At 70.0% G+C, this 22916-nt stretch carries 15 protein-coding genes and 4 pseudogenes; 12 read left to right on the top strand and 7 right to left on the bottom strand.

The features are described from left to right. Positions 1-71 precede the first annotated feature (71 nt). From ACHMXE_RS32210 to ACHMXE_RS32170, 9 genes are all read left to right on the top strand, one after another. Positions 72-1178: a Rieske 2Fe-2S domain-containing protein gene (locus ACHMXE_RS32210; protein ID WP_395348082.1), complete on the top strand. Its 1107-nt coding sequence runs from the start codon at positions 72-74 to the stop codon at positions 1176-1178. After that, on the top strand, positions 1175-1951 hold the full coding sequence (locus ACHMXE_RS32205) for a GntR family transcriptional regulator (protein ID WP_395348081.1): 777 nt from the start codon (positions 1175-1177) through the stop codon (positions 1949-1951). Before ACHMXE_RS32210 ends, ACHMXE_RS32205 begins: the two co-directional genes overlap by 4 nt. Before the next feature lie 35 nt (positions 1952-1986). Next, entirely contained in the window at positions 1987-2976 is a 990-nt protein-coding gene (locus ACHMXE_RS32200) for a PDR/VanB family oxidoreductase (protein WP_395348080.1), read from the top strand. 267 nt (positions 2977-3243) lie between these two features. Then, complete coding sequence (locus tag ACHMXE_RS32195) at positions 3244-4428, top strand: ABC transporter substrate-binding protein (RefSeq protein WP_209540961.1); 1185 nt, start codon at positions 3244-3246, stop codon at positions 4426-4428. 166 nt (positions 4429-4594) lie between these two features. Next, positions 4595-5467 carry a branched-chain amino acid ABC transporter permease gene (locus ACHMXE_RS32190; protein WP_057595671.1) on the top strand — a complete coding sequence of 291 codons (873 nt, stop codon included), beginning with the start codon at positions 4595-4597 and terminating at the stop codon, positions 5465-5467. Then, positions 5467-6465: a branched-chain amino acid ABC transporter permease gene (locus tag ACHMXE_RS32185; protein WP_395348078.1), complete on the top strand. Its 999-nt coding sequence runs from the start codon at positions 5467-5469 to the stop codon at positions 6463-6465. Before ACHMXE_RS32190 ends, ACHMXE_RS32185 begins: the two co-directional genes overlap by 1 nt. After that, positions 6462-7232: an ABC transporter ATP-binding protein gene (locus tag ACHMXE_RS32180; RefSeq protein ID WP_395348077.1), complete on the top strand. Its 771-nt coding sequence runs from the start codon at positions 6462-6464 to the stop codon at positions 7230-7232. Before ACHMXE_RS32185 ends, ACHMXE_RS32180 begins: the two co-directional genes overlap by 4 nt. Continuing rightward, on the top strand, positions 7225-7929 hold the full coding sequence (locus ACHMXE_RS32175) for an ABC transporter ATP-binding protein (RefSeq protein WP_203205255.1): 705 nt from the start codon (positions 7225-7227) through the stop codon (positions 7927-7929). Before ACHMXE_RS32180 ends, ACHMXE_RS32175 begins: the two co-directional genes overlap by 8 nt. A gap of 42 nt (positions 7930-7971) precedes the next feature. Beyond that, positions 7972-9690 (top strand): tannase/feruloyl esterase family alpha/beta hydrolase, encoded by a 1719-nt coding sequence (locus ACHMXE_RS32170; protein ID WP_395348076.1) that lies wholly within the window; start codon positions 7972-7974, stop codon positions 9688-9690. A gap of 33 nt (positions 9691-9723) precedes the next feature. On the opposite strand, the pseudogene ACHMXE_RS32165 reads toward ACHMXE_RS32170, so the two are convergent. The 3 genes and pseudogenes from ACHMXE_RS32165 to ACHMXE_RS32155 all read right to left on the bottom strand — a co-directional run bounded on the left by ACHMXE_RS32165 (position 9724) and on the right by ACHMXE_RS32155 (position 12347). Beyond that, positions 9724-10450 (bottom strand): annotated as a pseudogene (locus ACHMXE_RS32165) (DsbA family protein). Then, positions 10444-11322: pseudogene (locus ACHMXE_RS32160) on the bottom strand (MBL fold metallo-hydrolase); the annotation flags it as partial. The pseudogenes ACHMXE_RS32165 and ACHMXE_RS32160, both read right to left, overlap by 7 nt. A gap of 119 nt (positions 11323-11441) precedes the next feature. Then, positions 11442-12347, bottom strand: a complete 906-nt coding sequence (locus ACHMXE_RS32155) for a LysR family transcriptional regulator (protein ID WP_395348075.1) — start codon at positions 12345-12347, stop codon at positions 11442-11444. A 126-nt stretch (positions 12348-12473) separates the two neighbouring features. Between ACHMXE_RS32155 and ACHMXE_RS32150 the strand changes: the two genes are divergently transcribed. The 3 genes from ACHMXE_RS32150 to ACHMXE_RS32140 are packed head-to-tail and all read left to right on the top strand — an operon-like array spanning position 12474 to position 15668. Next, complete coding sequence (locus ACHMXE_RS32150) at positions 12474-13442, top strand: hydroxymethylglutaryl-CoA lyase (protein WP_395348073.1); 969 nt, start codon at positions 12474-12476, stop codon at positions 13440-13442. Next, entirely contained in the window at positions 13439-14641 is a 1203-nt protein-coding gene (locus tag ACHMXE_RS32145; RefSeq protein WP_395348072.1) for a CaiB/BaiF CoA transferase family protein, read from the top strand. The genes ACHMXE_RS32150 and ACHMXE_RS32145 overlap by 4 nt, the downstream gene beginning before the upstream one ends. 40 nt (positions 14642-14681) lie before the next feature. After that, a complete protein-coding gene (locus tag ACHMXE_RS32140; protein ID WP_209540952.1) occupies positions 14682-15668 on the top strand; it encodes a tripartite tricarboxylate transporter substrate binding protein in 987 nt (328 codons plus the stop codon). A gap of 39 nt (positions 15669-15707) precedes the next feature. Here the strand turns inward: ACHMXE_RS32140 and ACHMXE_RS32135 are convergent, their stop codons facing one another. The 4 genes and pseudogenes from ACHMXE_RS32135 to dnaG form a co-directional block, all read right to left on the bottom strand. Continuing rightward, positions 15708-16844, bottom strand: coding sequence for an HPP family protein (locus ACHMXE_RS32135; RefSeq protein ID WP_395348071.1), 1137 nt, complete (start codon positions 16842-16844; stop codon positions 15708-15710). A gap of 52 nt (positions 16845-16896) precedes the next feature. Further along, positions 16897-18132 (bottom strand): multidrug effflux MFS transporter, encoded by a 1236-nt coding sequence (locus ACHMXE_RS32130; protein WP_203205263.1) that lies wholly within the window; start codon positions 18130-18132, stop codon positions 16897-16899. A gap of 107 nt (positions 18133-18239) precedes the next feature. Next, positions 18240-20614: pseudogene (rpoD, locus tag ACHMXE_RS32125) on the bottom strand (RNA polymerase sigma factor RpoD). Between the two features lie 308 nt (positions 20615-20922). Next, a pseudogene (gene dnaG / locus ACHMXE_RS32120) lies at positions 20923-22905 on the bottom strand (DNA primase). Positions 22906-22916 lie beyond the last annotated feature (11 nt).

The following is a 22916-nucleotide window of genomic DNA, read 5'->3' as shown; positions in this document are numbered from 1 at the left end:
AGATCGGTGTTTTCCCTTGAATTGCCCGAATTGGCTGGAAATTCTCGTGTTTCTGTATACATTGAGTATCCATGGACACGCGATCGCCCCATTTCCCGCTCAACGCCTGGTATGCCGCCGCCTACGATGTGGAGGTGCGCCATGCGCTGCTGCCGCGCACGGTCTGCAACCAGAAGCTGGTGCTGTTCCGCCGCACCGATGGGCAGGTGGCCGCGCTCGAGGACGCCTGCTGGCACCGGCTGCTGCCGCTGTCGATGGGGCGGCTCGAGGGCGACGAGCTGGTCTGCGGCTACCACGGCCTGGTCTACAACAGCCAGGGCCGATGCACCCACATGCCGAGCCAGGAGACGCTCAACCCCTCGGCCTGCGTGCGCAGCTTCCCGGTGGCCGAGAAGCACCGTTTCATCTGGATCTGGCCCGGCGATCCGGCGCTGGCCGATCCCGCGCTGGTGCCCGACATGCACTGGAACGACGACCCGGCCTGGGCCGGCGACGGCAAGATGATCCGCGTGAACTGCGACTACCGGCTGGTGGTCGACAACCTCATGGACCTGACGCACGAGACCTTCGTGCACGGCTCCTCGATCGGCAACCGCGAGGTGGCCGAGGCGCCCTTCGTCGCCACCCATGGCGACCGCTCGGCCACCGTCACGCGCTGGATGGAGAACATCGAGGCACCGCCGTTCTGGGGCGGCCAGATCCGCCATGCGCGCGGCTACGCGGGCAAGGTCGACCGCTGGCAGATCATTCGCTTCGAGGCGCCGTGCACCGTCAACATCGACGTCGGCGTGGCCGAGGCCGGCAGCGGCGCGGTGCCGAAGAACGGCAACCCGGGCGACCGCGGCAAGGGCGTCAACGGCTACGTGCTCAACACCATCACGCCCGAGACCGACAAGACCTGCCTCTACTTCTGGGCCTTCGCGCGCAACTACTGCCTGGGCGAGCAGCGCCTCACGCACGAGCTGCGCGAGGGCGTCTCGGGCATCTTCCGCGAGGACGAGCTGGTGCTCGAGGCGCAGCAGAAGGCGATCGACGAGCATCCCGACCACCGCTTCTACAACCTCAACATCGACGCCGGCTCGATGTGGGCGCGGCGGCTGATCGACCGCATGGTCGACAAGGAGCGGCCCGCGCGCGCCGCGATCCCAATCCACGTCGACCAGCGGCAGGCCGCATGAAGGTCGCCGCCAGCGGCAGCGCCGGCGAGCCCGGCGACAGCGGCGCCTCGCAGGCCGTGAAGGCGCAGCTGCGGCTGCGCGAGATGATCCTGGCCGGCGAGCTGCCGGGCGGCGCGCGCATCGCCGAGGTCGCGATCTCCGAGCAGCTCGGCGTGTCGCGCACGCCGGTGCGCACCGCGCTGATGCGGCTCGAGCAGGAAGGCCTGCTCGAGGCCCTGCCCAACGGCGGCTACGCGGTGCGCACTTTTTCCGAACGCGACGTGGCCGACGCCATCGAGCTGCGCGGCACGCTCGAGGGGCTGGTCGCGCGGCTCGCGGCCGAACGCGGCGCGGCGCCCGTGGTGCTGCGCGAGGCGCGCGGCTGCCTGCAGCGCATCGACGAGCTGCTGCGCGAGCCCGCGCTCGACGACGCCGCCTTCTCGCGCTACGTGACGCACAACGAACGCTTCCATGCGCTGCTGTGCGAGATGGCCGGCAGCCCGGTCATCGCGCAGCAGCTCGAGCGCGTGATCAACCTGCCGTTCGCCTCGCCCTCGGGCTTCGTGATCGTGCAGGCCAATTCGCCGGCCGCGCGCGACATGCTGGTGATCGCGCAGGACCAGCACGTGCAGGTGCTCGATGCCATCGAGTCCGGCGAGGGTTCGCGCGCCGAGGCGCTGATGCGCGAGCACAGCCGCATCGCGCGGCGCAACCTGCGCGAGGCGCTGCATGGCGCGCCCACCGAGCAGCAGCGGCCGCTGCCCGGCGTGCAGCTGATCCGCCGCCGCGGCTGAGCGGCTTCCTTCTTCTTTCCGGCGTTGGTTCCCCGATGAAAAGCGATCTCCAATGGATGCAGGCGCAGGTGGTGGCGCTGCGCGACCTCACGCCCACCGTGCGCGAATTCGAGCTGCGGCCCGAGGTGGGCACGGCCGGCGGCCACGAGCCCGGCGCCCATCTGCAGGTGCAGGTGACGAGCGCGCAGGGCCAGTTGCAGACGCGCTCGTATTCGCTCGTGGGGCAGGGCGAGCACGGCGGCTGGCGCATCGCCGTCAAGCGGCTCGACGACGGCCGTGGCGGCTCGCTCGCGATGTGGCGGCTGGCCGTGGGCGACCGCCTGCAGGTCAGCGCGCCGCAGAACCACTTCGCGCTCGACCTGTCGGCGCCGGGCTATCTGCTGGTGGCGGGCGGCATCGGCATCACGCCGCTGGTGGGCATGGCGCAGCGGCTGGGCGCGCATGCGCGGCGCAGCGGCGTGCCGCTGGCCATGCATTACGGCGCGCGCCACGCGGGCGAGTTCGCCTACCTCGACGAACTGCGTGCATCGCTGGGCGAGACGGCATTGCAGACCCACGAAGGCGCCGCGGCCATCGACCTCGCGGCCGCCATCGCCGCGCTGCCCGCGGGCGGCCAGCTCTACACCTGCGGCCCGGCGCCGATGCTCGAGGCCGTGCAGCGCGCCTGGGCGGCGGCCGGCCGCGCGGCGGCCGACCTGCGCTTCGAGACCTTCGGCAGCAGCGGCCGGCTGGCCGCGCAGGCCTTCACCGTGCGCGTGCCGCGGCACGACCTCGCGATCACCGTGCCGGCCGATTGCTCGCTGCTCGATGCGCTCGACGCGGCCGGCGTGCAGACCCTGTGGGACTGCCGGCGCGGCGAATGCGGGCTGTGCGCGATGGACGTGCTGGCCGTCGACGGCGAGATCGACCACCGCGACGTGTTCCTCAGCGCGCACGAGAAGCAGGCCACCACCCGCATCTGCGCCTGCGTGTCGCGCGCGGTGGGTACGCTCACGCTCGATTCCGCGTACCGCGCGGATGGTTGATCGCTCCCCCAACCGTTCGGGCTGAGCTTGTCGAAGCCGGGTGCAAGGCTTCGATCCTTCGACAAGCTCAGGACAGGCCAAGCTCAGCCTGAACGGTGGTGCGAGATCCCGACTCACCCCCCGTTGCGCGATCATCGCGCAGTTCATTTGTCTATCGCGCAACAAAGCGCCGCGCGGGCCCGCGCCTAGGTGAAGGTCCGCGACAAGGAATGTTGCAAAGTGTTGAAAAATAGGCCGATTCCGCTCGTCGCCCCCAAAGGAGAACTCATGCAAAGGCGTCAACTCATCCAGTCCGCGAGCCTCGCCGCGCTCGCGCTTTCCGGCGCGCTGTCCGTGACGGCCGTCCAGGCCCAGGACAACAAGTTCAAGATCGGCCTGATCCTGCCGATGACCGGCCAGTCGGCGTCGACCGGCCGCCAGATCGAGGCCGCCGCGCGCCTGTACATGGCGCAGAACGGCGACACCGTGGCCGGCAGGAAGATCGAGCTGATCGTCAAGGACGACACCGGCCTGCCCGACGTCACCAAGCGCCTGGCGCAGGAGCTGGTGGTGAACGACAAGGTGAATGTGCTCGCGGGCTTCGGCCTGACGCCGCTGGCGCTCGCGGTGGCACCGATCGCCACCCAGTCGAAGACGCCGCAGGTCGTGATGGCCGCGGCCACCTCGAGCATCACCGAGGCCTCGCCCTTCATCGTGCGCAGCGGCTTCACGCTGCCGCAGGTCTCGGTGCCGATGGGCGACTGGGCGCCGAAGAACGGCATCAAGACGGTGGTCACGCTGGTCAGCGACTACGGCCCCGGCAACGATGCCGAGAAGTTCTTCAGCGAGCGCTTCGCGCTCAACGGCGGCAAGGTGATCGACAAGCTGCGCGTGCCGCTGCGCAACCCCGACTTCGCGCCCTTCCTGCAGAAGGTGCGCGACGCCAAGCCCGACGCGCTGTTCGTCTTCGTGCCCTCGGGCGCGGGCGCGGCCGTGATGAAGCAGTTCCTCGAGCGCGGCATGGACAAGGCCGGCATCAAGCTGATCGCCACCGGCGACGTGACCGACGACGACCAGCTCAACGACATGGGCGACGGCGCGCTCGGCGTGGTCACCTCGCACCACTACTCGGCCGCCCATCCCTCGGCCGCCAACAAGAAGTTCGTCGAGGCCTTCGAGAAGGCCAACCCCAAGCTGCGCCCCAACTTCATGGCCGTGGGCGGCTACGACGGCATGCGCGTGATCTACGAGGCGCTCAAGACCAGCAAGGGCCAGGGCGGCGGCGAGGCGCTCCTGGCCGGCATGAAGGGCCAGGTCTTCGAAAGCCCGCGCGGCCAGGTGCTGATCGACGCCCAGACCCGCGACGTGGTGCAGGACGTGTACCTGCGCAAGGTCGAGAAGAAGGACGGACAGCTCTACAACGTCGAGTTCGACGTGATCAAGGGCGTGAAGGACCCGGGAAAGGCGAAGTAAGGTCCGACCGGCCGGATTCCCGGCCGCTCGGAGCCCCCGGGCCGTTCGGCCTGAGCCTGTCGAAGGCTTGCGCAGGCGGCGCCCCGGCTTCGACAGGCTCAGCCTGAACGGTGGGGGCGCGAATCCGAAACGGCGATAGAGAGAACCGGCGGTTTTCAGAACTCCCATGCTCACCATTCTTTTCGACGGCATCGCCTACGGCATGCTGCTGTTCGTGCTCGCCGTGGGGCTGGCCGTGACGCTGGGGCTGATGAACTTCATCAACCTCGCGCACGGCGCCTTCGCGATGGCGGGCGGTTATCTCACCGTGTTCGCGATGCAGAAGTTCGGCGTGCCGTTCATGCTGTGCCTGCCGCTGGCCTTCGTGGTCGTGGCGCTGGCCGGCGCGCTGCTCGAGCGCACGCTCTACCGGCCCATGTACGGCAAGCCGCACCTCGACCAGGTGCTGTTCTCGATCGGGCTGGCCTTCATGGCGGTGGCCGCCATCGACTACTTCGTCGGCTCCTCGCAGCAGAACGTGCAGCTGCCCGAGTGGCTGCGCGGGCGCACCGAGCTCGGCGACGGCGCGCTGATGCTGGGCATGGGCCACTACCGGCTGTTCATCATCGCGGTCTGCGCGGTGCTCACCGTGGTGCTGCAGCTGATCCTCTCGAAGACCCGCTTCGGCAGCCGGCTGCGCGCCGCGGTCGACGACCCGCGCGTGGCCGCGGGCCTGGGCATCAACGTCAACGTGGTGTTCCTGCTGACCTTCGCGGTCGGCTCGGGGCTCGCGGGGCTGGGCGGCGCGCTCGGCGCCGAGATCCTCGGCCTCGATCCGACCTTCCCGCTCAAGTACATGATCTATTTCCTGATCGTGGTCTCGGTCGGCGGCACCTCGTCGATCACCGGCCCGCTCGCGGCCGCGCTGCTGCTGGGCATTGCCGACGTGGCCGGCAAGTACTTCATTCCGAAGATGGGCGCCTTCACCGTCTACCTGCTGATGATCCTGATCCTGATGTGGCGCCCGCAGGGCCTGTTCACGCGCAAGGGAGGCCGCTGATGGGCGCGCCTGCTTCTTCCTCCTCCGACTTCCAGTCGCCGCTGCTGCGCAAGGCGCGCTGGCATCCGGTCGAGTTCGTCGTGTGGGCCGTGGCCTTCGCGCTGCCGCTGATCACGCCCTCGCACTCGCTGCTGGTCAACGAGATCGCCATCGTCGCGCTGTTCGCGATGTCGCTCGACCTGATCCTCGGCTACACCGGCATCGTCTCGCTGGGCCATGCGGCCTTCTTCGGCTTCGGCGCCTATGCCGCGGCGCTGTTCGCCAAGCTGGTGATGCCCGACCCGACTGTGGGCCTGCTGTTCGCCATCGTGCTGTCGGCGCTGCTCGGGCTGGTGGCCAGCGTCACCATCCTGCGCGGCAGCGACCTCACGCGGCTGATGGTCACGCTCGGCACCGCGCTCTTGCTGCTCGAGCTCGCCAACAAGCTCGACTGGCTGACCGGCGGCGCCGACGGCCTGCAGGGCGTGGTGATGGGGCCGGTGCTCGGCCTGTTCGAGTTCGATCTCTACGGCCGCACGGCCGCCTGGTATTCGCTCGCCGTGATGCTGGTGCTGTTCCTCGTCATGCGCCGGCTCGTGCATTCGCCCTTCGGCGCCACGCTCAAGGCGATCCGCGACAACCGGCTGCGCGCCATGGCGATCGGCATCCCGGTGGTGTCGCGGCTCGCGGTGATCTACACCGTGGCGGCCGGCGTGGCCGGTGCCGCGGGCGCGCTGCTCGCGCAGACCACCGGCTTCGCCTCGCTCGACGTGCTGGCCTTCGACCGTTCGGCCGACGTGCTGCTGATGCTGGTGATCGGCGGCGTGGGCTGGCTCTACGGCGGCGTCGCGGGCGCCATCGTCTTCAAGCTGCTGCAGACCTGGCTGTCGTCGGTGACGCCGCAGTACTGGATGTTCTGGATCGGCCTGATCCTGGTGCTGCTGGTGCTCGTGGGCCGCGATCGGCTGCTCAAGCCCTGGACCTGGTTCGGTGCCGGCAAGAAGGGCGGTGCGGCATGACCGACACCGTGCTTTCCACCCATGGCCTGGTGATGCGCTTCGGCGGCATCACCGCCACCAACAACGTCTCGATGGAGCTCAGGCGCGGCGCGCGCCATGCGCTGATCGGCCCGAACGGCGCCGGCAAGACCACCCTGATCAACCAGCTCACGGGCGTGCTCACGCCCTCCGAGGGCCGCATCACCTTGCTCGGCGAGGACATCACGCGCCTCGCGCCGCACAAGCGCGTGGCGCGCGGGCTGGTGCGCACCTTCCAGATCAACCAGCTGTTCGACTCGATGACGCCGCTGGAGACGCTGGCGCTGGTCGTGTCGCAGCACCAGGGCATCGGCGCGCAATGGTGGCGCCCGCTCGGCGCGACCCAGGCGGTGGCCGAGCGCGCGGGGCAGCTGCTCGAGCAGTTCCACCTGGCAGACGTGGCGCACCAGCAGACGAAGCACCTGGCCTACGGCAAGCGCCGGCTGCTCGAGATCGCGATCGCGCTGGCCTGCGAGCCGCGCGTGCTGCTGCTCGACGAACCCGTGGCCGGCGTGCCCGCGGGCGAGCGCGAGGAGCTGCTGCAGACCGTGGCCGCGCTGCCGACCGACGTGTCGGTGCTGCTGATCGAGCACGACATGGACCTGGTGTTCAGCTTCGCCGACCGCATGACGGTGCTGGTCAACGGCACCCTGCTGACCGAGGGCGATCCCGAGGCCATCGCCAACGACCCGCGGGTCAAGGAGGTCTACCTCGGCCATGGCCAGTCCGCGGAGGCCGCCCATGTCTGAGCTGCTGCGCATCGAGAACCTCAGCGCCGGCTACGGCGAGGCCGTGGTGCTGCACGACGTGTCCTTCGCGCTCGGCGAGGGCCGCACGCTCGCGCTGCTGGGCCGCAACGGCACCGGCAAGACCACGCTGATCAACACCCTGGCGGGCGCCACGCGCCAGCATGGCGGCAGCATCGCGCTCGGCGGCCAGGCGCTGCACCGGCTCGCGCCGCACCAGCGCGCGGCGGCCGGCATCGGCTGGGTGCCGCAGGAGCGCAACATCTTCAAGTCGCTCACCGTGCACGAGAACCTCACGGCCGTGGAGCGGCCCGGGCCGTGGAATCCGCGCCGCGTCTACGAGATGTTCCCGCGCCTGGCCGAGCGCAAGACCAACCTCGGCACCCAGCTCTCGGGCGGCGAGCAGCAGATGCTGGCCGTGGGCCGCGCGCTGGTGCTGAACCCGAGGCTGCTGCTGCTCGACGAGCCGCTCGAGGGCCTGGCGCCGATCATCGTGGAGGAGCTGCTGCGCGCCATCCGCCGCATCACGCGCGACGAGGGCCTGGCCGCGATCGTGGTCGAACAGCATCCGCAGGCGATCCTCGCGATCTCCGACGAGGCCGTGGTGCTCGACCACGGAACCGTCGTGCATGCCGACAGCGCGGCCGCGCTGCGGGCGCAGCCGCAGGTGCTCGATCGCTTGCTGGGCGTGGCGCGCTAGACGGTCGACGCCTCGGCCGGAAAGACAAGGAGACACAAGACCATGACGATCCGGAACACGACGATGCGACGAACGGCCGGCCTGTCGGCCCTGGCGATCGCCGCGGGCCTGCTCGCCGCCTGCGGCACCGGCGGGCCTTCCGCGCCGCAGAGCCTGAGCCTCGGGCCCGACCCCGCCGCGGCCTGCGCGCGCCTCGCGGCACCGGTGCCGCCCGGCGCGATCGGCCTGCCCAGCGGTGCGGCGACCATCGACTCCGCCACCCTCGTCGCGGCCGCGCCGCTGGCGGTGGCCGAGCGCGGCCCGAGTCCGGCGGCGCGCATCACGCCGGCCACGCCCGCGCATTGCCGGCTGCTCGGGCGCATCGCGCCGCGCGATGCCGCGGCGCCGCCGATCGGGTTCCAGGTCAACCTGCCGCTGGCCTGGAACGGCCGCAGCCTGCAGTACGGCGGCGGCGGGTTCAACGGCGTGCTGATCACCGGCCTGGCGCTGGTGCCCGCGGCCCGCTTCGACCAGCCCGCGCCGCTCGCGCAGGGCTTCGTGACCTACGGCACCGACTCCGGCCACCAGAACGTGGCCGGCCAGCCGCCGCAGGCCTTCGCGCTCAACGACGAGGCGCTCGAGAACTTCGCGCATGCCTCGTACAAGAAGGTGCGCGACGTGGCCGTGGCGCTGATGCAGCGCGCCTACGGGCAGGCGCCGCGCAAGCTCTACTTCATGGGCAGCTCGGAGGGCGGGCGCGAGGCGCTGACCATGGCGCAGCGCTATCCGCGCGACTTCGACGGCATCTTCAGCCGCGTGCCGGTCATCAACTGGACCGGGCTGCAGCATGCGGGCACGCGCAACGGCATCGCCACCTTCGGCGAGGGCTGGCTGCGGCCCGCGCAGGTGCAGCGGGTGCACGAGGCCGTGCTCGCGGCCTGCGATGCCGCCGACGGCACGGCCGATCGCATCGTGTCGAACCCGGTGGCCTGCCTGCAGCGCTTCGACCCGGCCAGCCTGCGCTGCGCGGCGGGCACGCGCGGGGACGACTGCCTCAACGACGCGCAGGTGCAGGCGGTGCGCACGCTGCGTTCGCCGTGGCGCTCGCCCGTGCCGCTGGCCAACGGCATCGCGGAGTACCCGGGCTGGGGCATCGGCGGCGAGGCCACGCCGGCCTTCGCCTCGATGGGCGGCTGGAACGCCTGGTGGACCGGCAGCGCCGCGCCGACCGTGCCGCCGCAGCCGAGCAACGGCATCGCGTGGTTCTACGGCAGCGGCGCGCTGCAGTACTTCTATGCCCGCGACCCCTCGCTCGACGTGCGCAACTACCGCGCCGAGGACCATGCGGCGCGCATCGCCACCGTCTCGCGGCTGATGGATTCGACCGACCCCGAGCTCGGCGCCTTCAGCGCGCGCGGCGGCAAGCTGCTGATGCTCGAGCACATGGCCGACTATGCGCAGAGCCCGTTCGCGGGCATCCGATATCACGAGTCGGTGGTCGCGCGCATGGGCCGCGCCGAGGTGGACCGCTTCATGCGGCTGTACACCGCGCCCGGCGTGGACCACGTGGGCAGCGGGGCACCGGCCAACGTCGACATGCTCGGCGTGCTGGTCGACTGGGTCGAGCGCGGCCGCGCGCCTGCCGGCCTGCAACTGCTCGAGCAGGAGGTGCAGCCGCCCTTCAGGACGGTGCGCGCGCGCCCGTTGTGCGAATGGCCGCTGTGGCCCCGCTACGTGGGGGGCGATGCGGCGCAGGCGGCGAGCTTCCAGTGCGTGCGCTAGCGTCGGGATCCGACGGGTCTTCTGGTGCAGCGCTCAGATCGCGCAGCCGTCCGGGCCGCATGCAGGCGTCGCCGACGAGGTTGAGGCGGGCGCCGCGAAGCCTGCGAGCTGCGCCTTCCACGCGTCCGGCCGGCCCAGCCACGGCCCGATGTCGACGCGGCTCGCGCCGCCATCGGGCCGCGCGAGCACGAAGGTCGGAAAGCCCTGGCCGCCGACGCGGCGCAGCAGCGCGCGGCTGGCCTCGATGTGCTGCGCGGTTGCCTCGCCCGACAGCCGCGCGAAGGCCGCGGCGAAGGCTTCGCCATCGAAGCCCAGTTCCACGGCCAGCGCCTGCAGCACCTCGGCATCGGCGATGCGCCGGCCCTCGGCGTAGTGCGCGCGCTGCACGCGATGCGCCATGTCGAGCGCGCCGCCCGCGCGCAGCGACTCGGCCGCGAGGATCGCGGTGGTCGGCGGCTCGGAGTCCATCACGGCCGTGCCGTCGCGCAGCAGGCCTTCGAAGTAGGCCTCGCCGGAAAGGCTGGCCCGTGAGCTCGGCGATGCGGCGGTCGTGCGGCAGCACGTAGTCGCGCCATTGCGGCGTGATGGCGCGGCGGTTGGCGCCGGTCATCATGCCGCCGCCATGCAGTTCGACCCGCAGGCCCGAGACCTCGCGCGCGGCCTCGACCAGCGGCGCGGCGGCATAGCACCAGCCGCACAGCGGGTCGAAGATGCAGTGCAGGGTGGCGCCTTCGTGGCTGCCCGGGTTCATTGCGGCCATTTCATTTCTCCCTTGATGACCTTCGCGCTCAGTTCGAGCGAGGAGGCGTCTTCCAGCTTGGGGTAGCGCTTCTTCATCGCGGCGATCAGCGCGGCCGAGTCCTTGGCCTTGGCGGCCTCGGTCTCGAAGGCCTGCAGGTAGGCGCGCGTGAAGTTCACCGAAGCGAGCGTGGAGGGCGCCGAGCCGTCGGCGTTCGGCAGGTAGTGGCCGGGCACCACGGTCTTCGGCTTCAGCGCGGCGATGCGGTCGAGGGTGCGGCGCCAGTCGCGGCGCGACTCGGGCGTCTGCGTGTCGGCCACCCACAGGTGGATGTTGGCCGACACCGGCACGCCGCCGACCACGGTCTTGAGCGAGGGAATCCAGGCGACGGTGCGCGCGGGCGTGGGGCCGACGACCTGGATCTTGCGGCCCTCGAGTTCGATCGTGTCGCCCGCAAGCGGTTCGGGCACCACCAGCGACTGCGGCGCGTTGTCCTTGAGGATCGGATCCCAGTGGGCCAGCTTGCCGTCCTTCGAGGCCTGGATCGCGGCCACGGTCTGCGGCGTGGCGACGATCCTCGCGTCGGGGAAGGCGGCGCGGATCACGTCGAGGCCGAAGTAGTAGTCGGGGTCGCTGTGGCTGATGTAGACGGTGGCGAGCCTGCGGCCGCCGGCCTGGATCTTCTTCACCAGCGCCTGGGCGTCGCTGCGCTGGAACTGGGCGTCGATCAGCACGGCCTCCTTCTCGCCCGAGACGATGCTCGAGGAGACGGGAAACAGCGAGGCCGCGCCCGGGTTGTAGACCTCGAGCGTCAGGGGTGCGGCGGATGCGGCGAGACCGAGGGTGGAGAAGGCGGCGAGCGCGGTGGTGGCGATGAAGCGGCGGCGGAACATGGCGATTCTTTCTGCGGATGGGGTGTGACAGGTGAGCCCGCAGTGTGGATGGCGCCGAACGAAACAAAAACCGGCTCCCGCGCAAAGGATCGTTTCGAAATCCGGACGAATGAGCCGGTTCAGTCGCGTCGCGCCAGCTTCTCCAGGTGCGCCACCAGCAGCTGCGCCGCGGGCGAGAGCGAGGCCTCGTCGCGAAAGCAGATCGCGAAGCGGCGCTTCGCCCACGGGTCGGCCAGCGGCATCAGGCGCAGGCCATAGGCCTCGGTGAAGGGCTGCGCCACCTCGGCCGGCACCACGCTGATCGCGAGCCCGGCGCGCACCACGCGCAGCGCGGCGTCGAAGTTCGACACCAGCACGCGGTGCACCAGCGGCTTGCCCGCGGCCGTGGCCTCGCGCGCGAGCAGCAGCTGCACCGCGCTGAGCGCGGGCATGCCGACGAACTCGTGGTCGAGCAGTTGCTCGAAGCGCACCTCGCGCATGCGCGCCACCGGGTGCGAGGGATGGGCCACCACCGCGAGGTGGTCGCTGCGGTAGTCGCGCCGCTGCAGGCCCTCGAGGTCGGCGGCGTCCCAGCACAGTCCGATCGAGGCCACGCCCTCGCGGATGCCGCGCACGATCTCGGGGCTCACGCGCTCTTCCATGTCGACGCGGATGTTGCGGTGTGCCGGGTCCTGCAGGAAGTCGGCCACGTCCTCGGCCAGCGACTCGGCCATCACCGAGGCCGAGGCCAGCATGCGCACGTGGCCGCGCATGCCGCCGGCATAGGCCGCCATGTCGCGCTCGATGCGGTTGACGCTGCCGAGCATGGCGCGCGCATGCTCGAGCAGGGTTTCGCCGGCCGCCGTGGGCACCACGCCGCGGCGCCGCCGCACGAACAGCGGCGTGCCCAGCGTGTCCTCGAGCTGCGCCAGCCGCTTGCTGATGGCCGAGCCGACGATGCTGGCCTGGGCGCCGGCGCGCGCGATGCTGCGGGTCTCGCAGACCGAGACGAACAGGCGCAGGGTGGTGAGGTCGAGATCGCGCATGGCGTCGGCTCCGTGGTTTTCGTGGTGTTCCGGTTCGGAACGGATCGGCTTCCGAAATATAGCTTCTGCATCGAATCGGAAAGTCTAAGAATCGAGCCGATTCCAGACACCCACGGAGACACCGCCTTGACCGAACTTTCCGAACCGGCGCGCCCGCACGCCTTCCTGCCGCCGCGCGCCACCGTGCGCGAAGTGGGCCTGCGCGACGGCCTGCAGAGCATCGCTCGTACCCTGCCCACCGCGCACAAGCGCGAGTGGATCCGCGCCGCCCACGCGGCCGGCCAGCGCGAGATCGAGGTCGGCTCCTTCGTGCCCGCGCGGCTGCTGCCGCAGCTGGCCGACACGGCCGAGCTGCTGGCCTTCGCGAAGACCTTGCCGGGCCTGTTCGCCTCGGTGCTGGTGCCCAACCTGAAGGGTGCCGAGCGTGCGATCGAGGGCGAGGCCGACCTGCTGGTGGTGCCGCTGTCGGCCAGCCATGCGCACAGCCTCGCCAACCTGCGCAAGACGCCCGACGAGGTGGTGGCCGAGGTCGCCCGCATCCGCGCCGCGCGCGATGCCGCGGGCTCGAGGACGCTGATCGAGGGCGGCGTGGGCACCGCCTTCGGCTGCACGCTGCAGGGCTCGGTGGCGCCCGAGGAGGTGCTGCGGCTGATGCAGGCCCTGCTCGACGCGGGCGCCGACCGCGTGAGCCTGGCCGACACCGTCGGCTATGCCGATCCGGCGATGGTGCGCCGCCTGTTCGAGCGCGCGCGGGCGATCGCGGGCGAGCGGCTGTGGTGCGGCCATTTCCACGACACGCGCGGGCTGGGGCTGGCCAACGTCTATGCGGCGCTCGAGGTCGGCATCGCGCGCTTCGATGCCTGCCTGGCCGGCATCGGCGGCTGCCCGCATGCGCCGGGCGCCAGCGGCAACGTCGACACCGAGGACCTGCTGTTCATGCTGCAGAGCATGGGCGTGACCACGGGCGTCGACCTGCGGCAGCTGCTCGCGCTGCGCGGGCGCGTGGCGCAATGGCTGGACGGCGAGACCCTGCAGGGCACGCTGTGGCGCGCGGGCTTCCCGAAGACCTTCGCGCAGGAAGAGGTGGCGGCATGAGCACGTCCCAGGACAAGCCTCTGCCGCTGGCCGGCATCCGCGTGGTCGAGTTCACCCACATGGTGATGGGCCCGACCTGCGGCATGGTGCTGGCCGACCTCGGCGCCGAGGTCATCAAGGTCGAGCCGATCGAGGGCGACCGCACGCGCCACCTGCTGGGCGCGGGCGCGGGCTTCTTCCCGATGTTCAACCGCAACAAGAAGAGCATCGCGCTCGACCTGCGCCACCCGCAGGGGCTCGAGGCCGCGCTGCGCCTGTGCGCCGGCGCCGACGTGGTGGCGCAGAACTTCAAGCCCGGCACCATGGGGAAGTACGGCCTCGACTATGCGGCGCTGCGCCGGCTCAACCCGCGGCTGGTGTACGTCAACCACACGGGCTTCCTGCCCGGCCCCTACGAGCACCGCACCGCGCTCGACGAGGTGGTGCAGATGATGGGCGGGCTGGCCTACATGACCGGCCGGCCCGGCGACCCGTTGCGCGCGGGCACCAGCGTCAACGACATCATGGGCGGCATGTTCGGCGCCATCGGCGCGATGGCCGCGCTGATGCAGCGCGGCCAGACCGGCGAGGGGCAGGAGGTGCATTCGGCGCTGTTCGAGAACAACGTGTTCCTGGTCGGCCAGCACATGCTGCAGTACGCGATCACGGGCCAGGCCGCGGCGCCGATGCCCGAGCGCATCTCGGCCTGGGCGCTGTACGACGTGTTCACCGTGAAGGACGGCGAGCAGATCTTCCTGGCCGCGGTCAGCGACGCGCAGTGGCAGAGCTTCTGCGACGCCCTGGGCTTCGACGACCTCAAGGCCGACCCGGCGCTGCGCACCAACAACGACCGCGTGCGGCTGCGCCCGACGCTGCTGGCGGACCTGCGCGCGCGGCTGGCTTCGCGCCCGGCGGCCGAGCTGTCGGCGCTCTTCGAGGCGCGCGGCCTGCCGTTCGCGCCGATCGTGCGGCCCGAGGACCTTTACGGCGATCCGCACCTGCTGGCCACCGGCGGCCTGGCCGACATCCGCCTGCCCGACGGCGAGCGCGCGGGCCAGACCGCGCAGACCACGCTGTTCCCGATCACCCTGGGCGGCGAGCGCCTGGGCGTGCGCCTCGACCCGCCGACGCTGGGCGAGCACACGCGCGAACTGCTGGCCGAGCTCGGCTACGGCGAGGCGCAGATGCAGGCGCTGCTCGACGATGCGGCGGTGGCATAGACCGGTTTTCCTTTCCCCCACTACAACGAGAGACAAGACGATGCCCAACCAACTGCCTTCCTTCCTCAACCGCCGCGCGCTGCTGGGCCTGGGCGCCGGCGCGGCCGCGCTGGCCGCCTGGCCCGCCTGGGCGCAGGGCGACCGGCCCGTGCGCTTCATCCTGCCGATCAGCGCCGGCTCGGGCGTGGACGCCATCGTGCGCGCCGCCACGGTCGCGCTCGGCAAGGCCTTCGGCCAGCCGGTGGTGGTCGAGAACCAGCCGGGCGCGGGCGGCATCACGGGCACCTCGACGGTGGTCAAGGCCGCGCCCGACGGCTTCACCTTGGGCATGGTGTCCAACAACCACGTCATCAACCCGGCGGTGTTCAGGAAGATGCCCTTCGATCCGATCGCCGACGTGACGCCGATCAGCGTGGTGGGCGCCACGCCGCTGGTGCTGGCGGTGAACCCGAAGCTGCCGGCGAAGAATGTGAAGGAGCTGGTGGCGCTGCTGCGCGCGAAGCCCGAGGGCTACAACTACGCCTCCTCGGGCAACGGCACCATCATCCACCTGGCGGGCGAGATGTTCATGGACGAGGCCGGCGTGAAGGCGCGGCACATTCCGTACAAGGGCACGGGCCCGATGGTCACCGACATGATCGCGGGCCAGGTCGAGATGGGCGTGGTCGCGCTGCCGGCCGTGCAGCCGCACCTCAAGAGCGGCGCGCTGCGCGCCATCGGCCTGTGCGGCCCGGCGCGCTCGCCGGCCGCGCCCGAGATGCCGACCGTCGCCGAGCAGGGCCTGCCGAACTACGTGGTAGAGGGCTGGTTCGCGGTGATCGGGCCCGCGAAGATGCAGGCCGCCGACGTGCAGCGCGTGCACGACGCCGTGGCCGCGGCCTTCGCGAGCGCCGAGGTGCGCGAGGCGATGGACAAGCAGGGCAACCTCATCAAGCCGACCACGCCCGAGCAGGCGGCCGCCTATTTCCGCAGCGAGGCGGCGCGCTATGCGGCGCTGGTGAAGAAGGCCAACGTGGTTCTGGAGTGAGCGCGCAGTAAATGCGCGGGCCCGCGCGGCCGCGGGCGATCAGTGACCGGGCCGCACCGCGCGGTAGAGCGCGCGCACGAAATCCGACTGGGTGATCATGCCGGCCAGCCGCTTCTCGGCGTCGATGATCGGGATATGGTGGTGGCCGCCCTCGGAGAACAGAGGCACCAGGTCGACCACGGGGCGGTCGGCGCTGGCCACGCGCACCTGGCGCGTCATGATCTGGCCCACCACCTCGGGCTTGTTCGACACCACGGTGCGGGTGGCGCGGATGAAGTCGCGCAGCCGGCCCGCGATGCCCTCGTGGTGCGCCAGGTCGAGCTGGCGGAAGAAGTCGGCCTGCGTGACGATGCCCACCACGCGGCGCGTGCGGTCGACCACCGGCAGCGCCTTGATGCGGCGTTCGTGCATCAGCGCCCAGGCCTCCTGCAGCGGCGTGCCGAACTCCACTGTGATCGGCGTGCGCGACATGATGTCGTCGCAGTGCAGCGTGCCGAGCCGCCGCTTGTAGCTCTCGAGCTCGGTCTGCTGGATCAGCGACTCGAGGTCGTCGCGGCTGATGTCGAGCACCTGGTTGTAGCGCGCGAGCACGGCATCGATGTCGGCCTGGCTGAAGCGTGCGTCGGCGCGCGGCGGCTGCGCTACCTGCACGTGCGGATAGCGCCGGCCGGTGAAGCTGTTGTAGGCCGCGCCCGCCAGCACCAGCAGCAGCGAGTTGACGAAGAAGGGGAAGAAGGCCGACGACAGATGCGAGGTGTGGGTGAGCACCGCCAGCAGCGCCGCGGCACCGCCCGGCGGATGCAGGCAGCGCGCGACGAACATCAGGCCGATGGCGCCGCCGACCGCGACCGCTGCGGCCACGGCCGGGTCGGGAATCCAGTTGACGCTGGCGATGCCCACGATGGCCGACAGCGTGTTGCCGCCCACCACCGACCAGGGCTGCGCGAGCGGGCTGGCCGGCACCGCGAACACCAGCACCGCGCTGGCGCCCAGCGGCGCGATCAGCCACACGGCATTGCCGCCGAGGGTCTGCGCGATCCAGCGGCAGATCAGCGCGGTGATCAGCAGTCCGAGCGCCGCGCCGCCCATGGCGCGCAGGCGCTCGCGCGCATCGACGGTGGTGCGGCCCGGCAGCCAGGCGCGCAGATAGACGAGGAGCTTGTGGGCGGAGGACATGCGGATCGAAGGGTGTCTCTGTGTTGTTCTTGTTCGTTCGCCGGCCGCCGTTTCAGCCCTCGTGGGCGACGCGCCGGCCGATGTCGGGCCAGCGGCCGTGCAGCCAGACCCAGGCCACCAGGCCGATGGCCAGCATCAGGGTCGAGGTGAGCGCGAGCGCGAGCGTGGAGTGCATCACCAGCGGCGCCACCGCGCCGGCCACGATGCCGTTGGCGGTGGAGCCGATCACGGCCTGCAGCGAGGAGGCCATGCCGCGGCGTTCGGGATGCAGATCGAGCACCAGCAGTGTGACCACCGGCACCATCAGCGCCCAGCCGAAGGCGAACACCGCGAGCGGCCACAGCGCCCAGGCCACGTGGGCGTGGAAGAAGGTGTTGGCGACCACGTTGACCACCGAGGTCACCAGCATGATCAGGAAGCCGTCGCGGATCTGGCGCTTGGGCGCGACCTTGCCGGCCATGCGTCCGCTGGCGCGCGCGCCGAGCATGATGCCGCCGATGGTCAGCAGGAAGAACCAGAAGAACTGCTGCGGCTGCAGCGCGAGGTGATCGCCGAGGAAGGCGGGTGCTGCCAGCACGTAGAGGAACATGCCGTTGAAGGGCACGCCGCTGGCGAAGGCCAGCAGCAGGAAGCGCGGGTCGGAGCACAGGTCCCAGTAGCCGCGCAGCAGGTGCTTCACCTGGAACGGCTGGCGGTGGCTGCGGTGCAGCGTCTCGGGCAGCAGCTTGTAGTTGGCGGCGAACAGCACCACGCCCACGGCCACCAGGAACCAGAACACCGCGTGCCAGCCCGCGTGCACGAACAGGAAGCCGCCGACGATCGGTGCGATGGCGGGCGCCACGCCGAAGTAGATCGTGACCTGGCTCATCACGCGCTGGGCCTCGGCGGGCGGGAACATGTCGCGGATCACCGCGCGCGAGACCACGATGCCCGCGCCGGTCGACAGGCCCTGCAGGCCGCGGAACAGCACCAGCTGCGTGATCGTCTGCGACAGCGCGCAGCCCAGCGAGGCCAGCGTGAACACCGCGAGACCCCACAGCACCACCGGGCGGCGTCCGAAGCTGTCGGACAGCGCACCATGGAACAGGTTCATGAAGGCGAAGCCGAACAGGTAGGCCGACAGCGTCTGCTGCATCTCGGCCGGCGTCGCGCCGATGGATTGGGCGATGCCAGAGAAGGCGGGGATGTAGGTGTCGATGGAGAAGGGCCCGAGCATGCCGAGCACCGCGAGCAGCACGGCCAGCGCCCAGCGCGGGGCTTGCCAGAGTTTGTCTGCATCGGGATTCATGATGAGGATTGCTCCATTCTTCTTATCTGTGCGTCTGTCGCAGAGGGGCCCAAAAAAGAAAGCGCCCTTGCGGGCGCCTCCTTGTCGGGAAATACCGGGAGACCGGCTCAGAGCGTATCAATAAAGCTGCGCAGCTTGTCCGAGCGCGACGGATGCTTGAGCTTGCGCAGGGCCTTCGCCTCGATCTGGCGGATGCGCTCGCGCGTCACGTCGAACTGCTTGCCGACTTCTTCCAGCGTGTGGTCGGTCGACATCTCGATGCCGAAGCGCATGCGCAGCACCTTGGCTTCGCGCGGCGTCAGCGAGTCGAGGATGTCCTTGACCACGTCGCGCAGGCCCGCCTGCATCGCGGCCTCGATCGGGGCCGTGTTGCTGCTGTCCTCGATGAAGTCGCCCAGGTGCGAATCGTCGTCGTCGCCGATGGGGGTTTCCATCGAGATCGGCTCCTTCGCGATCTTCATGATCTTGCGGATCTTGTCTTCCGGGATCTCCATCTTGGCGGCCAGGATGCCGGCGTCGGGCTCGAAGCCGAACTCCTGCAAATGCTGGCGCGAGATGCGGTTCATCTTGTTGATGGTCTCGATCATGTGCACCGGGATGCGGATGGTGCGCGCCTGGTCGGCGATCGAGCGCGTGATGGCCTGGCGGATCCACCACGTGGCGTAGGTCGAGAACTTGTAGCCGCGGCGGTATTCGAACTTGTCCACCGCCTTCATCAGGCCGATGTTGCCTTCCTGGATCAGGTCGAGGAACTGCAGGCCGCGGTTGGTGTACTTCTTGGCGATCGAGATCACGAGGCGCAGGTTGGCCTCGATCATTTCCTTCTTGGCATCGCGCGAGGACGACTCGCCCTCGTTCATGCGCTTGTTGATGTCCTTGAGCTCGGTCAGCGGCACCACCACGCGCGACTGGATGTCGGCCAGCTTCTGTTGCAGTTCCTGCACCGGCGGAATGTTGCGCGCGAGCACGGCGCTCCAGGGCTTGCCGGCGGCGGCCTGCTTCTCGACCCACTTGAGGTTCAGCAGGTTGGAGGCGATGCGGTTGCCGTTCTTGTCGAAGCCGCTGAAGTCGCGGATGAACTCGTCCTGCGGGAAGCCGCACTTGTCCACGATGATGCGGCGCAGCTCGCGTTCCTTCTTGCGCACGTCGTCGACCTGGGTGCGCACGAGGTCGCACAGGCGCTCGATGGTGCGCGCGGTGAAGCGGATGGTCATCAGCTCGTCCGACAGGGACTGCTGGGCCTTGGTGTACGAGGGCGTGCCGTAGCCTTCCTTGTCGTAGACCTTGTGCACCTTCTCGAACATCTCGGCGATGCGGTCGAAGCGCGAGAGGGCCTCGTTCTTGAGTTCCTCGAGCTTCTTGGTCAGCGCCTTGGAGCCGCCCTTGCCGTCGTCGTCGTCTTCCTCGTCGAATTCGTCGAAGTCTTCCTCGGCCACGTAGTCGTCGGCCTCGTTCGGGTTCGAGAAGCCGTCGACGATGGTCGAGATGACGACCTTGCCTTCACGGATCTCGCCGGCCAGGCGCAGGATCTCGGCGATGGTGGCGGGGGAGGCCGAGATGGCCTCCATCATCGCCATCAGACCGCCTTCGATGCGCTTGGCGATCTCGATTTCGCCTTCGCGGGTCAGCAGTTCGACCGTGCCCATTTCGCGCATGTACATGCGCACGGGGTCGGTGGTGCGGCCGAATTCGCTGTCCACCGTGGAGAGCGCCGCTTCGGCTTCTTCCTCGGCTTCTTCCACCGTGGTCGCGGTGGGGCAGTGTTGTTCAGCAGCAGGGTCTCGGCGTCGGGGGTCTGCTCGTAGACGGCCACGCCCATGTCGTTGAGCATGGTGACCACGACTTCCATGGTCTCGGCGTCGACCAGCTTGTCGGGCAGGTGGTCGGAGATTTCGCCGTGCGTCAGGTAGCCGCGGGTCTTGCCCAGCGTGATCAGGGTCTTCAGGCGCGAGCGGCGCTTGGCGAGGTCTTCCTCGGACAGCACGGTCTCGTCGAGGCCGAATTCCTTCATCAAGGCGCGTTCCTTCGCCTTGCTGATCTTCATGCGCAGCGGCTTGACCTTCTCTTCGGTCGTCGCAACGGCAGCCGCGGGTTCGTCACCGGCCAGGTCTTCCTCGATGTCCGACAGGTCGACGTCGCTCTCGGGCGCATCCTTGTCGGCCTTGGGCTTGCGGCCGCGCTTGGCGCCGGTGGCGGGAGCGGCGGCGGCGGTGCTGGCGGCCTTGGGCGGGCGGCCGACCTTCTTGGCGGCGGGGGCCGCAGCGCCTGCGGCAGCCGTCTTGGCGGCCGTCTTCTTGGTGTCGTCGGTGGTGGTCGTCGATTTCGTGGGCACGGTTTTCACTTTCGTTGCGGCTGCCGCCTTGGATGCGGCTGCACCCGTCTTAGTTGCCGGCAAAGCGGCCGCTTTCAACGGTTTTTCGGCTGCAGGCTTGGCGGCGGCGCTTTTGGCGGGTGAAGGAGCAGGCTTCTTTGAACTGGGCATACGACCTCGTTACAACAAGAATGGACAAGCGGGATCACACGAAATCACACGGGCGCGGTCCGCGAGGACAGCGCCGCCAGCCCGGCACGGCCGGACAGGAACAATTGGGAAAAGAGGAATAAATCCTCAATAGGCAAGATGTCGGGCGATCATTTGGTGTGCAGTCCTTGCGGGTATTGGCCCTTTCCAGCGGGGTTGCCGTGGAGTGCGTTGCGCGAGGGGCCGGTCCGGAGGTGTTGCTGTCGCTCTTGCCGATTTCGCCAGTTGCGAAGCCCTACATTATAGCGTCTTGCGCAAATTTCAAGCAATTACACCGTCTTGGGCCGCATGCGGGCGCGCAATTCGAGCCGCCGCGCCTCGAGCGCCTTGTAGCGCTCGAGCGCCCGCGGGTCCTTGCCGACGGCCGCGATGGCCTCGCTCTGCTGGAACTTGAGGCGGTCGTCGAGCATGAAGTCGAGCACGCTGCCCAGCTCGCGCGCGGCCTCGGCCAGCAGATCGTTCTCGCTCGCTTCCGGATCGACGGGCGGGCCGCCTTCCGACGCCGTCATCAGCTTCTCGGCCAGCGCCTCGAACTCCTGGCCGCGCATGCCCTCGCGCAGCGCGGCCCACGACTGGGCGCCGTGCTCGTGCAGCTGGCTGTCGAGCCAGGTGAACAGCGCGCCGTGCGGCCCGGGCAGCTCGCACAGCATCAGGTGCACTTCGTGGGACAGCGGCTCCCATTGCGCCATGTTGGCGAGCAGCAGCCGCACCGCGATGTCGGGCCGGCTCAGCGGCTGGCTGCGCCCGCGCATCGGCTCGCGCGGCGGCTCTTTGCGGCCGAAACGCTTGTTGAATGGGCGCTTCTTGCTATCGTTTTCGTAGTAACGCTCGCGCTCTTCGTAGACCGGCGGCTCGGGGAAGTAGCCGTCGTCGTCGGGCGGGCGCTCCTGGCTGCGCTCGGCCTGGCGCGAGGCAGCGCCGCCGCGCGGTGCCGCGGCCGTGGCCCAGAGGTCCGACAGCGCCGCCGCGTCGAGCTGCACCAGCGTCGCGATCTCGCTCAGCAGCTGCCGCTTGAGGGCGCCGTCGGGCAGCGCGCTCCACAGCGGGCGCACGTTGCTGCTCATGTGGGCGCGGCCCTCGGCGGTGCCGAGGTCGCAGCCCTCGCGCGCGGCCTCGATCATGAAGCGCGACAGCGGCGTGGCTTCCTGCACGAAGCGCGCGAAGGCGTCGGCGCCGAATTCGCGGATGAAGCTGTCGGGATCGTGCTCGGCCGGCAGGAACAGGAACTTGATGCTGCGCGTGTCGGTGGCATAGGGCAGGGCGCCATCGAGCGCCTTGCGCGCCGCGCGGCGGCCGGCGGCGTCGCCGTCGAAGCTGAACACCACCGATTCGGTGAAGCGGAACAGCTTCTGCACGTGCTCGGTGGTGCAGGCCGTGCCCAGCGTGGCCACCGCGTTCGGGAAGCCGAGCTGGGCCAGCGCCACCACGTCCATGTAGCCCTCGGTGACCAGCGCGTAGCCGCGGTCGCGGAAGGCGGCCCGGGCCTCGTAGAGGCCGTAGAGCTCGCGGCCCTTGCTGAAGACCGGGGTTTCGGGCGAATTCAGGTACTTGGGCTTCTCGTCGCCGAGCACCCGGCCGCCGAAGCCGATGCATTCGCCCTTGACGTTGCGGATCGGGAACATCACCCGGTCGCGGAAGCGGTCGTAGCGCTTGGCCTCGCTGGCCTCGACCTGGCCGTCCTCGGTGTTGACGATCACCAGGCCGCTCTCGGCCAGCCGCGGGTCCTCGTAGTCGGGGAACACCCCCGCGAGCGTGCGCCAGCCCGGCGGCGCGTAGCCGATGCCGAACTGCTTGGCGATCTCGCCGAGACGCCGCGGCCCTTCAGGTAGTCGATGGCGCCCGGCGCCTGGCGCAAGTGCTTGCGGAAGGCGTCGCCGGCCTTCTCGAGCACGTCGGTCAGCGTGGCCTGCTTCTGGCGCTGGCTGGCGGCGCGGGCGCGCTCGGCCGGCGAGGCGTCGTCCTCCGGCACCTGCAGGCCGTACTGGCCCGCGAGGTCGTGCACGGCCTCCACGAAGCCCATGCCGGCGTGCTCCATGAGGAAGCCGATGGCGTTGCCGTGGGCCCCGCAGCCGAAGCAGTGATAGAACTGCTTGGTCGGGCTGACCGAGAAGGAGGGCGATTTCTCGCCATGGAAGGGGCACAGCCCCATGAAATTGGCGCCGGCCTTCTTCGAGCTGCACGTAGCGGCCGACGATTTCCACCACGTCGGCGCGCGCGATGAGTTCCTGGATGAATGAAGCGGGGATGGTCATGTAGGCGGGGA

This window comes from Variovorax sp. UC122_21 (assembly GCF_044056785.1).
Lineage (GTDB): Bacteria > Pseudomonadota > Gammaproteobacteria > Burkholderiales > Burkholderiaceae_C > Variovorax.
Note: the sequence above shows the minus strand (reverse complement) of the source record. Positions and strands in the feature narration are given on the sequence as shown.